The organism is Polaromonas sp., from assembly GCF_029945895.1.
In the GTDB taxonomy this organism is placed as follows: Bacteria; Pseudomonadota; Gammaproteobacteria; order Burkholderiales; family Burkholderiaceae_C; genus Polaromonas.
On the sequence record NZ_JAQSDL010000104.1, the window covers coordinates 49,221 to 61,557 of the forward strand.

The following is a 12,337-nucleotide window of genomic DNA, read 5'->3' on the forward strand; positions in this document are numbered from 1 at the left end:
GTCTCTTGATCTGGCCCAAGGAGATGGTCATTCGGCCCGCCTGGAGAAGCAGGCTGCGCCACAGGCCCCGGCCCTTGCCTCCGGAGGCGAGCCACCGCGGGCGCACGCCTGCCATGCCGTGGCTTATTTCAGCAGGCCTTCGTGTTGCATCGCCGTTTGCACCGCGGGACGCGCCGCCATGCGGCCCCGGAAGGCGGTGATGTGGGTCAGGGCGGTGATGTCCACGCCAACCCGTGGTGCCCAGTTGGTCACGGTGAACAGGTAGGGGTCGGCCACGCTGAAGGTATCGCCCATCAGATACTGTTTGCCCTTGAGCTGGTCGTCCACCCAGGTCAGGCGCGACATCAGCCGGTCAATCACCAGGGGTTTGTAGTCGGCCGGTGTAGCCGGGTTGAACAGCGGGCTGAAACCCTTGTGCAGCTCGGTACTGATGAAATTGAGCCAGGACTGCAGCTGGGCGCGCGCCACGGTGCCGTTGGCCGGCGCCAGGTTTTTGGCCGGCACCTGGTCAGCGATGTACTGCACGATGGCCGGGCCTTCGGTCAGGCGGGTGCCGTCGTCGAGTTCGAGCAGGGGTACATAACCGAGCGGGTTGATGGTGTAGTAGTCGGTGCCGTCTTCAAGCTGATGGGTCTTGGTGGGCGCCAGCACATGGTCGAAGCTCAGACCGGATTCGTGCAGGACGATGTGGGGTGCCAGCGAACAGGCGCCGGGGGAGTAATAGAGTTTCATGGGTTTCCTTCAGGGGGTGGGGCAGAGGCGCAGCGAGCGCAGGCAAGAGCTCACGGGAGCTTCCATGCTAGCCGGTGGCGGGTTTTCGTGCAGGGACTCGGCGCAATGGGGTCATCGCAGGAGTTTTCACAAAAGCGCGGCTGCGGGCGCTGCACCTTCGTGAGCGGCCTGCGGCACGGTGGTCATGTCTGGTGCCTGCTTGAGCCCGGCAGCCCTTTTGCCACTTGCGCCCGCAGCTATGAAAACAGGAGTGCGCGGGCTGTCTGGTTTGTCCTACAACGGCGTGCGCCGGCTGCTGATTCGGCGCGCGCGGCCCGGCTCCTACCATTTCCCCCATGGCTGCGACGCACGGGCACTTGCCGGGCGCCTTGTCAGCCTTCCTGGAGAGACACCATGTTGAAATTCGCCATTGTTTTTGCCCTTATTTCGCTGATTGCCGGAGCGCTGGGCTTTGGCGGCATCGCGGCCGGCTCGGCAGGCATTGCCAAGATCCTGTTCGGCCTGTTCCTGATCCTGGCCGTGGTGTTCATCGTCCTGGCAGCACTGGGCGTGGGCGCGGCCAGGAAGGCGCTCAAGTAAATGCCGCTGTCAGTGCATGTTGGCCTCATGTCACGGGTGCCTCCGAACGACCCTGCCGCCAGGGGCCGCGACGTGGAAGTCCGGCGGGTGGACCGCCTGCGGGCCAGCCTGGCGCAGCTGCTGCTGGTGACGCGCCTGCGTGCCCGCAACCGGCGCGACCTGGCGGTGGATTTGCTGGAACGCGCCGCCCACGTGATTTTCGTGACCTGCAAGAACTGGTTTGTGCCGGCGCCAGACCGCGACGGGCAGGCACCGCCAGCGGCTACCGGCGCACCGGTCTCGCCGCCATCTGACGACAACAAGAAAAAGGACCCTGATGCACACCGCCACGATTGACTGCCTGCTGGACTACGACGTCGCCAGTCCCTCCCATTTCTGCTTCAGCATCGAGGCGGCTTTTCACGACGCGCACCGTGTGGTGGAGGAGCGGCTGACCGTGACGCCCAGCGTCAAGGTGCGCCATTTCTGTGACGAGCGCAGCGGCAACCGCTTTTTCCGGCTGGACGCCTCGCGCGGCCAGCTGTCGGTGAACTACCACGCCCAGGTGGAGCTGCACCATGCGCCGGTGCCCCTGCATCTGGAAGAGGCGGCGGTGACGGCGGTGCCCGACGACGTCATGCGTTACCTGATGCCCAGCCGCTACTGCGAGTCCGACATCATGAGCCGCGCGGCGCAGCAGCTGTTTGGCCACCTTTCGCCGGGCCTGTCACGGGTGCGGGCGATTGAAAGCTGGATCCACGATTCCATCCATTACCTGCCGGGCTTCAGCACTTCCACCACCACGGCCCAGGAAGTGTTTGTGCAGCGCGCCGGTGTCTGCCGCGACTTTGCGCACCTGGGCATCACCTTGTGCCGCGCGCTGAACATTCCGGCGCGGCTGGTGGTCGGCTATGTTTATTTTGACGAACCGCCCCAGGACTTTCACGCGGTGTTCGAGGCCTGGCTTGATGGCCGCTGGGTGCTGTTTGATGCAACCCGCATGGCACCGAACGACCGCCTGGTGCGCGTCGGCACCGGGCGTGATGCCAAGGATGTGGCCTTTGCCACGATTTTTGGCAACGTGCAGATGCTGCGCAAGGATCTGGTGGTGGACCAGGGTGACCGGCCTGCGGACCAGGCGGCCGATACCTTGCCATCGCCTCTGCCCATGGCCGCCTGAACGGCTGGCTGTTCAGTACGTCAGCGCTTCAGGCGTCAGGGGTTCAGGACTTGTAACCCTCGTCGATCCGGTCGAGCTTGCGGATCAGTGAAGGCCAGGCAAAGGCGCCACCCAGGCCGCCGGTCTGCACCCGCATGGCTTCGGCCACACCCTTGACGATCAGGGGATTGACCTCAATCAGCTCGCCCCCGGCCTGCGCATCGAGCTGGATGCGGCAGGTGTTTTCAAACGTGTACATGGAGAGAAAGGCGTCGGCGATCGTCTTGCCGACCACCAGCAGGCCGTGGTTGCGCAGCATGAGGAAGTTGGCCGCGCCCAGGTCCGCCTGCAGGCGCGGCTTTTCGTCGTCGCGAAAAGCCACGCCCTCATACGCATGGTAGGCCAGCGAACCCAGCACAAAAGTGGACTGCTGGCTGATCGGCAACACACCGCATTTCTGCGCACTGACGGCGACGCCGGCGCGGGTGTGGGTGTGCAGCACGCAACCGGCGTCCGGCCGGGCTTCATGCACCGCGCTGTGGATCACAAAACCGGCCGGGTTCACCGGGAAGGCCGAGTCGATGACCTTGTTGCACTGCTCGTCGACCTTGACCAGGCTGGACGCGGTGATCTCGTCAAACATCAGACCGTAGGGGTTGATCAGGAAATGGTGCGCGCCGGCGCCGCTGACCGATTCGGGCAGCTTGGCGCTGATGTGCGTGAAGACCAGGTCGCTCCAGCCGTACAGCGCCACCAGCCGGTAACAGGCGGCCAGATCGCAGCGCAATTGCCATTCTTCGGCACTGACAACTTCCTTGAGGGAGGGAATATGCATGAGGGGTCTCCTGAATGGGGGTGATGCTGCACGATACGCCTGTCCCGTGGCGGCGCGGGTCACCCGTTTGACAATCCCCTGATGGTTTTCGGGCCGACTTTATGGCGCTATAAAAAGGGGAGCTGTATGCGCCCGTGGGATAAGGGCTGGAGGCCGATTTGATGCTTAATTTTTAGTGTTTGAGCGTTGCCGTACAGGCGCCTCGGCATTACCCGTTCTGATTTTGGAGCGGCCCGGGCCGGCGGGCTCTACGCCGCAAGCCTATTTGATGGCCTTTCTAAGGGCAGCAGCAAACCGTGCCGAGGTATCGGGCTCGCTATATGGAATTTTCATCGAGCCATCTGCGTTGAGCTTCAACCAAAGCTCCAAAGCTGAGGTGATTCCGAAGTTGTCTCTTTCCGGATCGACGCCCTCAAGCAAAGCATGGGGCTCCAGGAGCCAATCTTCGGCTTCCAGGCGACGCGAGCTTGCCATCAACCGCTCGCGCGCATTAGTACCCAAAAGGTCCTCGCCGTAAGTCAGCTCACGCAAAAGCTTGGCATCACAAAGACGTCCGGTCACCCAGAGGTCGCGGTTGATGGCCTGCGCCACGAGCGCGGCGGCGCTTACTCTTGCCTTCCAGTATCCGAGGGGGCCGCAGTCCACAAGGTGATAGCGGTAGATCACTTCCTCGTTCAGCAATCCGACCGGCTCTGACAGGATCAGCGAGCTTTCTACGTTCCTTGAGTCCAACACGCCGAACAACGTTGCGCTCATTTCGACTTCGCTCGGAGTTTTATTGGCCAGTACCCTCTCGAGAAACTTTCCAAAAGCGACGGGCTGCAAGTAGAAGTGATGGCGCTTGTGCGCATTGCCGTCACCGCGTTCCAGCCACTGGCGCTCCACACCAAAGAGATTACAAGCGTCGGCCAGATGCGTTTCGGTCAGGCAGGGTAGCAAGGCCGCCTCGTCTAGCACGTCGCTCAGCCGCAAGCCATGGCCGAAGAAGCGCGGGATCTGGTTGCGATGGACCCCGTGGGCCGCAAACAGGCGCAAGAATCGGCTGGCGATGGACCCCTCGACCGGCGGCTGCGCGCGCTTCGTCCAGTACCGCTTGAAACGGTCCAGCAGTGAAAAAAATGCGTCCACCTGATCGAGCATGGTCTTTACACGTTTTCGACCAAAGCCTCTGCCAGCAGCGTCTGCTGGCTGCGGGCGGTGGTGAGGCGCTGGCGCAGGTCGGCGCACAGGGCGCGCAGGGAGGCTACGCGGGCGACGATGCGGGATTGTTCGGCGAGTGGGGGGAACGGAATTGGCGCACCTGCAACCGTCGCTTGATTGACTTTAGGCATCGTCCCTTGAGTGCCTGTTGCATTGCGTTGAAAGTAGCTTCGACCTTCTGCACAAATCAATGCCATGTGGATGAACGCGGTATTGACTGACCGGCTTAGCTGCAACCGCATCATCAGGTCAGGATAAATAAATGCGTCATCTCGGCAGTCATAGATAGCTGCAATTCCCACATAGTCGAGCGAGTTGCCCCGCTGGATAAGTAAATCTTCGGTTTTCAAGAAGAATTGCTCAGCGGCTTTAGAGGTGACATCAACATATTTGAAACAGTTAGGCTTGAAAAATCCCTGTGTCGTAGCGCTTAGGGACAAACAACGTACGTCAGTCGGTAACTCTTGAGGTTTTGGTGAGAGCCCATTTGTTGGGCCACGCAGCGCTACTTCAACAAGCTGAGTCCACTCCCAACCCTGCGGCAAGTCAAACGGCTTGTCACCCTCCGCAATCGGTGGCAGGGGTTTGTCGCGTTTGACCTTGCCCTCAAGGATGAGGCGGTCTTTCTCAAGGCGGATTTTTTGCAAGAGGACGCTGGCGGGTTCGTCCTGGGGGTCTTGGGGGACGAGGAGGCCGCGGACTGCGAGTTGGAGGATGGTTTGCTCCACGGCGTCTACGGCTTCGGGGCAGTCTAGCAGCAGGTCGAAGTGGGTGGCGACGCGGTGCCAGTTGTCGGCCAGCGCTTCGGGTGTGGCGCTGGTCGTGAGCGCGCTGAGCAGGGTGCGGACTAGCTGTTCGTGTTGCGTGGCTTCGAGGCGGGCCTTGGCCTCCAGCGCGTCGCACAGGCGCATGAGCTCTTCGACGCGGGTGACGATGCGGGATTGTTCGGCAAGGGGCGGAACGACCAGTACCAAACTTTCCAGTGCGCCCTTTGTCACGTGTTGCAGGCCAACGCCGCCTTGCGCTTTCCCAATCAGCACGTTCAGCTGGCTGTTTATGGATAGCTCTAGGAACTCCGGAACGAAGGCATTGCCGAGCAATTCACATTTGAAAATATGCTGGTTGAGTGCCGCTGGACCTCTCTGCCAGATGAATGCTCCGAAAGACGTCCCTGGTGTGCCAGACCAGCTTATTAGGAACGAGCCCGAGTCAATCTTGTTCTTCTCAGAGATGGTCGCTGGATCGCAGTAGTTAAAAGTTGCTGCCGACTTGTTCAAGTTCTGAATACGAACAATCGGTAGCCCGCTTGCGAGCCAGTCTGTCGGCTTGAACGCTCTGCCATTGAACATTTCCATGGTGGCGCCAAGCCTGACCCACTCCCATCCCACCGGCAACTCAAACGGCTTCTCCCCCTCTGCAATCTCCGCCAGCGGCTTGTCGCGCTTGATCTTGCCCTCGGAAATCAGCCGGTCTTTCCCAGAGCGAATCTTCTTCAGCAACTCACTCGCCGGTTCATCTGCCGGGTCTTGCGGCACCAGTTTGCCCTGCACGGTCAGGGTCAGAATCAGCTCTCGCAAGCGGGCCACGCCGTCGGGCGCAGTGGCCAGTAGGTTCAGATTTGATAGCAGCATGCGCACATTCAACGGGGGCTAGCGAGTGATTTGGCTAATATGTCGCGCAATTCGTCGCGCAGCGCCTGGGCTTCGCCCTGCAGGCGCTGGTAGTCGGCCAGCAGGTGTTCGGGGTCGTGGTCTTGCACCTCGCCCACGTGGGGGTTCTTTTGGTCGAGGTTGTAGTTGGCGGCTTTGATCTGCTCGATGCTCACCTTCCAGGCGCGTTCGTGCTCTACGCGGCTGGCAAAGCCATCGGCCTCGGTGCCCCACCAGGCTTTTTCGGCGTCGAATTCTTCGATGCGGATGGGCTTGGTTTTGTTGTAGTTCTTGACGCCCGGCGGGTAGGGGTGCTCGTAGTACCAGACGTCGGTGGTGGGCTGGCCTTTGGTGAAGAAGAGCAAATTGGTTTTGATGCCGGTGTAGGGCGCAAACACGCCGTTGGGCAGGCGCACGATGGTGTGCAGTTTGCACTCGGCCAGCAGTTGCTCTTTGATGCGGGTTTTGACGCCTTCGCCAAACAGGGTGCCGTCGGGCAGCACCAGCGCGGCGCGGCCACCGGGTTTGAGGATGTGCTTGATGAGCACCAGAAACAAGTCGGCGGTTTCTTTGGTGCGCACGTCGGCTGGGTAACCGTGCTCGATGCCCGGTTCTTCGGTGCCGCCAAAGGGCGGGTTGGTCAACACGATGTCTACACGCTCAGCTGAGGTGTATTCCCTCAGCGGCCGGGCCAGGGTGTTGCCGTGGATGATCTGGCTGGGCACGGGGATGCCGTGGAGCATCAGGTTGGTAATACACAGCATGTGGGGTAGCTGCTTTTTCTCGACGCCGCCGACGCTGGTTTGCAGCAGGGCCTCCTGGTCGGGCGTGTGCACCTGCTTGCGCAGATGCTCGATGGCGCAGACCAGAAAACCGCCGGTGCCGGTGGCGGGGTCGAGCAGCTTTTCGCCCAGGCGCGGGTTGATCTGGTCCACCATGAACTGGGTGACGGCGCGCGGGGTGTAGAACTCGCCCGCGTTGCCAGCGCTTTGCAGGTCGCGCAATATCTTTTCGTACAGGTCGTTGAACTGGTGTCGCTCGGCCTGGCGGTTGAAGTCGATGGTGGCCAGCTTGTTGATGATCTGGCGCAGCAGGTGGCCGCTTTTCATGTAGTTGAAGGCGTCTTCAAACACGCCGCGCACCACAAAGCCGCGCGGGTTGCGCACCGGGTCAGCGCTCAGGCCCTTGAGGCCGGGGAAGAGCTCGTTGTTGACGAAGTTGAGCAGGGTGTCGCCGGTGATGCCCTCGGCGTTGGCAGCCCAGTTGCGCCAGCGCAGTGCTTCTGGAATGGGGCTGGTGTAGCGGTCGCGGGTGAGTTCGAGGTCTTCTTCCAGTGCGTCAAACACCTTGAGGAACAGCAGCCAGGTGAGCTGGCTGATGCGCTGGGCATCGCCATCGACGCCGCTGTCCTGGCGCATGACGTCCTGGATGGATTTGATGGTGGGGGTGAGGTTGGACATCTATAAGGTTTAAGGGAAAAGTTCGAAGTGTTTCAGGGCTCTAGTCCTTATGGGGCAAGCGCCGGCAGCTATAAATTCAGTAGCAATGAGGGGCTTATGGCGCGGCCGTGTAGAGCTCGTTCTCCAGTGCCTGCAGGGCAGCCAGGTACTGCGGCCGGCCACCGAAACTCTTGACCAGTTCCACCGGGCTGCCCAGCGCATTGAGCGGCTGCACGCGCAGCACTTGGTCGCTTTCCATGGCGGCAATGCCTTCGTCGGCGTATTTGTCGAGCAGGGCTTCCAGCACCTTGCGGGCGGTGGCGCCGTACTGGGTGAAGACGTTGCGCTTTTTGACGCGCCGCGCGCGCTCGCGCCGGGTCAGCGGCGGCATGTTCCACGCCACGTGCAGCAGCAAGTCAAACGGGTCCAGCCCGGTGAGGCCGGAGGCGGCCACTTCTTCGGCCAGGGCATCGACCAGCACGCCGTGCTTTTCAAGTTCTTCAAGCAGCGCGGCCTTGCGGTCGGCGGCGCTCCAGGCTTGCAGAAAGGCGTCAAGCGAGGTGTATTGCTTTTGCAGGTTGATGCGGGTGTAGTCGCGCAGGCTTTCGGTAATGAGCTTGCCTTCGGCGTTGAGGTACTGCACGCGCTCACGCGCCACCGAGACGGTGACCTGGTTGCCCAGCACGTATTTGGTGATGGGCGTGCCGCCGCCACCGAAGGGGCCGAGTGGGCCGCCGGGGTCTGCTGGGCCGTCCGTGCCGGGTTCGCCACCCACTGCGGGTGGACCTGCGGGCTCCTCGGGTGGTGCAATCGGATCGTCACCCTTGGGTTCGTAGATCTGCACCGGCTCGCCATCAAAGTCCTTGTCGGCAAACAACTCGGTGGCGCGTTTGAAATCGAGAATGGTGAACCAGCTTTTGCCCAGGTCTTCGCGCAGGCGGGTGCCGCGGCCGATGATCTGCTTGAACAGGGTCATGGACTTGATGTTCTGGTCCAGCACGATCAGCTTGCAGGTTTGCGCGTCCACGCCAGTGCTCATGAGTTTGGACGTGGTGGCGATGACCGGGTAATCCTTTTCCGGGTCGATGAAGTTGTCGAGCTCGCGCTTGCCTTCAGGGTTGTCGCCGGTGATTTGTACGACGTAGTTGGGTTTGGTCGCGCAGAGGTCGGCATTGGCGTTGCTGAGCGCCTGGCGCATGCGCGCGGCGTGGTCGATGTCTTCACAGAACACGATGGTCTTGGCCATGCGGTCGGTGGCCTTGAGGTAGGCGGTAATACGGTCTGCCACCACGGCGTCACGCGGCTCCAGCACCAGCTTGCGGTTCATGTCGCGGCCGGTGTAGACGCGGTCTTCGATGATCTGGCCGGTGTTATCCAGCATGCCTGCGGTGGGGCGCCAGCCAAAGGTGTCTTTGTCCAGGTCCACCCGAATGACTTTGTAGGGCGCCAGAAAGCCGTCTTCAATGCCCTGCTTCAAGCTGTAGGTATAAATGGGCTCGCCAAAGTAGAAGGTGTTGGAGATTTCTTTCGTTTCCTTGGGCGTAGCGGTCAGACCCACGTGGGTGGCGCTGTGGAAGTAGGTGAGGATGTCGCGCCAGGCCGAGTCTTCGGACGCGCTGCCGCGATGGCATTCGTCCACCACGATGAGGTCGAAAAAGTCGGGGCTGAACTGCTTGTAGATGTTGGACGCTTCTTCAGTGCCGGTGACCGCCTGGTAGAGAGAAAGATAAATCTCGTAGCTTTTGTTGACGGCCTTGGTGGTTTTGTCCACCGCCAGGTCCACGTCGTCCGCTTCGATCTGCCCCTGGGCATTGATGCGCTCCACGCCTTTGGCATTCGGACTCAGCTTGGCCATGGCGCCCTTGAAGGGCCGAAAGTCGTTGACCATGGTCTGGTCGATCAGGATGTTGCGGTCGGCCAGAAACAGGATGCGCTTTTTGGCGCCGCTCTTCCACAAGCGCCAGATGATCTGGAAGGCCGTGTAGGTTTTGCCGGTGCCGGTGGCCATGACCAGCAGGGCGCGCTGCTGACCAGCGGCAATCGCTTCCACCGTGCGGTTGATGGCGTTGATCTGGTAGTAGCGCGGTATTTTGCTGGGCGAATAGGCAAAACCTGCGACGCGCTGTACTTCGGGCGTCCAGCCTTTCCACGCGCAATACCGCGCCCACAATTCGGCCGGGCTGGGGAATTCGTCGAGCGTGAGGTTTTGTTCCAGAACGCCGGTGGTCAGCGTGGTGTCGCGGAACACAAAGCCGTCGCCGTTGCTGGTGAAGCTGAAGGGAACCTCAAGCAGCTGCGCATAGTTGATGGCTTGGGCCATGCCGGCGCCCATGGCGTGGTTGTTGTCTTTGGCCTCGATCACGGCCAGGGGTATGTTGGGCTTCAGGCACAGAACGTAGTCAGCAAACAGAACCGTTGACTTGTCGCGCTGCGCCTTGTTGCCCCTGACCACCACGCGACCGGCCCGCAGGGGAAACTCGCGATAGATCTGGTCCATGCCGTGCCACCCGGCTTTCTCCATGGCCGGGCGGATGAACTTGTCGCAAATGTCGCTTTCGGAAAGCTTCTTCTTGTCCACGAGCATCTCCTCCTCCGTTGAGCCTGATTGTCGCCGCAGAACTTGTGCGGTCTGGTTCTTGCGGAATGGCTCTAGGAAGGGGCGGTCAGGCGCTCCAACTGTGCGAGGTAGCGCAGGGCGTGGGTGTTTGCCTGCTCACCGCTTCCGCACATGTCGAGTGAGGCGGTGAGCCCACCACATACCGCCGGCCGCTCAGGCAGGCCAAAAATGCGGCAGGCATTCGCCTCATCCAGTTGCACGCATCGAACCCCTGCCGGTTTGCCCTGTGGCATGCCGGGGATCGGCGAGCTGATGGATGGGGCGATGCAGCAGGCGCCGCAGCCAGGTCGGCAATGCATGTGTGTATTTGCTATTAAAAGAGGAGCTCGTGGCGCTGGACTGGCATGGGCTGGCGGCCGATTTTGTATCAAACCCCGATGTGTCGACAGCGTGGTGTCAATCGGGCTTGATCTTCGCACGGGCCACGACGAGCTTCCAGCGTTCCTGTTCGGTCTTGATGAAGGCGGCGTACTGGGCGGGCGTGTCGCCCACCGGCTGCGCGGTGTCGCCACGCAGGCGCTCGGTGGCCAGCGGGTTGCGCATGGCCTTGGCGCAGGCTTCGGCAACCCTGTCGATGGCCGCCTGGGGCATGCTGGGTGGTGCGTTCAGGCCGTACCACTGCGTCATTTCGAAACCGGGGTAGCCGCTTTCTGCCACCGTGGGCACGTCGGGCAATTGCGGCAGGCGCTCCCTGGTGCCGGTGGCAATGCAGCGCAGGCGGCCGGACTTGATGTGCCCGAGGATGGCCGGCGCGCCGACGCTGGCGGCATCGAGCCGTCCGGCCAGCAGGTCGGTCAGTTGCGGGCCGGTGCCGCGGTAGGGCACATGCAGCACAAAAATATTCGCCGCCATCTTGAGGTACTCGAACGCGAGATGGCCGGCGCTGCCGTTGCCGGCCGAGCCGTAGTTGAGCTGGCCCGGTTTGGCCTTGGCCAGAGCGATGAATTCCCTGAGGTTTTTGGCCGGCACGTCGCTGTTGACCACGTACAGACTGGGCACCTTGGCGAGCAGCGAGATCGGGCGGAAATCGCGGTTGGTGTCGAAAGGCAGTTTGTCGAAGATGTACGGGTTCACCGCCAGCGTGCCGATGTGGCCCAGGATCATGCTGTGGCCGTCGGTGCTGGCGGCGCACTCCTGCATTGCAATGTTGCCGCTGGCGCCGGGCTTGTTTTCGACAAATACGTTCTGGCCCAGGCTCTTGCTGATTTCACCGGCGGCCGAACGCGCCACGATCTCCGAGCTGCCGCCCGGTGCGAAAGGCACCAGCAGGCGAATCGGCTTGGTGGGCCAGGCGGCTTGGGCGTGAGCGCTGCTCCACAAACCAGGGAAGGCCGTGGCCGCGACCAGCGCAGCGCTGGTACGCAAACCGGACTGAAGCGCGCTGCGGCGGGAGGGGGGTGTGTTCATTCGGGCCTCGGTGGGTGGGATGCAGAGGCATTGACTATAGAGGCCCGGTTACGCGGCCGGCTAGGGATTTGCCAGCACCGGCAAAGTCAATGCGACAGGCGCCCGGCTGCAAAAAGAACCTGGTCGATCACCGCCTGCACGCTGCCGCGGTGTTTCTCGTTGACGAGCTGGCCCTGCGCATCAAAGGCATCGCCGGCATGGCCCAGTGCAAAGGCCTGGGGCGCAACCCAGCACTGCGCATTGAGCAGCAGCGGCGCCAGGTGGCTTTGCGAGCGCAGGCCGCCCAGGGCGCCGGGCGAGGCGCTGAGCATGCCCACGACCTTGCCGCTGAAGGACTTGAAGCCGTCCTGCCAGGCCGGGTCACTTTTGACCGGGCTGGAGACCCAGTCGATGGTGTTCTTGAGCAGGGCGGTGTAGCTGCCGTTGTATTCGGGCGAGCAGATGATCCAGGCCGGGTGCTCGAACATCAGCTGCTTGAGCTTCATCACGTCGGCCGGTGTGCCTCTGGCTTCGAGGTCGGCGTTGTACATCGGGATGTCGAAGTCGGCCAGCTCGAGGTGGGTGACTTCGGCGCCAGCTGCGCGCGCCAGATCGGCGGCCGCATGGGCCAGCTTGCGGTTGAAAGAGGCGAGCCGGGTGCTGCCGGCGACGATGAGAAGTTTCATGCCCCTATTGTGCTTGTGCGCCGGTGCCTTCGCCCTCTTTCCGGGCTGGGCGCCCCTGTCGCCATGTTTTATTGGC

Annotated in this window: 12 protein-coding genes; 3 read left to right on the forward strand and 9 right to left on the reverse strand. The window is 62.0% G+C overall.

What is annotated here, in order from left to right; genetic code table 11:
• Positions 1–123 precede the first annotated feature (123 nt).
• A complete protein-coding gene (gene gstA, locus PSV33_RS15430) occupies positions 124–732 on the reverse strand; it encodes a glutathione transferase GstA (RefSeq protein ID WP_300563133.1) in 609 nt (202 codons plus the stop codon).
• A gap of 393 nt (positions 733–1,125) precedes the next feature.
• Between gstA and PSV33_RS15435 the strand changes: the two genes are divergently transcribed.
• The 3 genes from PSV33_RS15435 to PSV33_RS15445 are packed head-to-tail and all read left to right on the forward strand — an operon-like array spanning position 1,126 to position 2,470.
• Positions 1,126–1,311: a DUF1328 domain-containing protein gene (locus PSV33_RS15435; RefSeq protein ID WP_300515204.1), complete on the forward strand. Its 186-nt coding sequence runs from the start codon at positions 1,126–1,128 to the stop codon at positions 1,309–1,311.
• A 27-nt stretch (positions 1,312–1,338) separates the two neighbouring features.
• Positions 1,339–1,647 carry a hypothetical protein gene (locus PSV33_RS15440; protein ID WP_300563135.1) on the forward strand — a complete coding sequence of 103 codons (309 nt, stop codon included), beginning with the start codon at positions 1,339–1,341 and terminating at the stop codon, positions 1,645–1,647.
• Positions 1,628–2,470: a transglutaminase family protein gene (locus PSV33_RS15445; protein WP_300563137.1), complete on the forward strand. Its 843-nt coding sequence runs from the start codon at positions 1,628–1,630 to the stop codon at positions 2,468–2,470. Before PSV33_RS15440 ends, PSV33_RS15445 begins: the two co-directional genes overlap by 20 nt.
• Before the next feature lie 43 nt (positions 2,471–2,513).
• Here PSV33_RS15445 and PSV33_RS15450 read toward each other — a convergent pair whose 3' ends face one another.
• From PSV33_RS15450 to PSV33_RS15485, 8 genes are all read right to left on the reverse strand, one after another.
• Positions 2,514–3,284 (reverse strand): class II aldolase/adducin family protein, encoded by a 771-nt coding sequence (locus PSV33_RS15450; protein WP_300563139.1) that lies wholly within the window; start codon positions 3,282–3,284, stop codon positions 2,514–2,516.
• A gap of 261 nt (positions 3,285–3,545) precedes the next feature.
• A complete protein-coding gene (locus PSV33_RS15455) occupies positions 3,546–4,424 on the reverse strand; it encodes a hypothetical protein (protein ID WP_300563141.1) in 879 nt (292 codons plus the stop codon).
• 5 nt (positions 4,425–4,429) lie between these two features.
• Positions 4,430–6,115, reverse strand: coding sequence for a restriction endonuclease subunit S (locus PSV33_RS15460; protein ID WP_300563143.1), 1,686 nt, complete (start codon positions 6,113–6,115; stop codon positions 4,430–4,432).
• An 8-nt stretch (positions 6,116–6,123) separates the two neighbouring features.
• Positions 6,124–7,593 (reverse strand): class I SAM-dependent DNA methyltransferase, encoded by a 1,470-nt coding sequence (locus tag PSV33_RS15465; RefSeq protein ID WP_300563145.1) that lies wholly within the window; start codon positions 7,591–7,593, stop codon positions 6,124–6,126.
• A gap of 94 nt (positions 7,594–7,687) precedes the next feature.
• The gene (hsdR, locus tag PSV33_RS15470; RefSeq protein ID WP_300563147.1) at positions 7,688–10,150 is read right to left on the reverse strand and encodes an EcoAI/FtnUII family type I restriction enzme subunit R; all 2,463 of its coding nucleotides are present in this window, start codon (positions 10,148–10,150) and stop codon (positions 7,688–7,690) included.
• Positions 10,151–10,221: 71 nt separating this feature from the next.
• Entirely contained in the window at positions 10,222–10,488 is a 267-nt protein-coding gene (locus PSV33_RS15475; RefSeq protein WP_300563149.1) for a YkgJ family cysteine cluster protein, read from the reverse strand.
• Between the two features lie 97 nt (positions 10,489–10,585).
• The gene (locus PSV33_RS15480) at positions 10,586–11,596 is read right to left on the reverse strand and encodes a tripartite tricarboxylate transporter substrate binding protein (protein ID WP_300563151.1); all 1,011 of its coding nucleotides are present in this window, start codon (positions 11,594–11,596) and stop codon (positions 10,586–10,588) included.
• An 86-nt stretch (positions 11,597–11,682) separates the two neighbouring features.
• Entirely contained in the window at positions 11,683–12,261 is a 579-nt protein-coding gene (locus tag PSV33_RS15485) for an NAD(P)H-dependent oxidoreductase (protein WP_300563153.1), read from the reverse strand.
• Between the last annotated feature and the right edge of the window lie 76 nt (positions 12,262–12,337).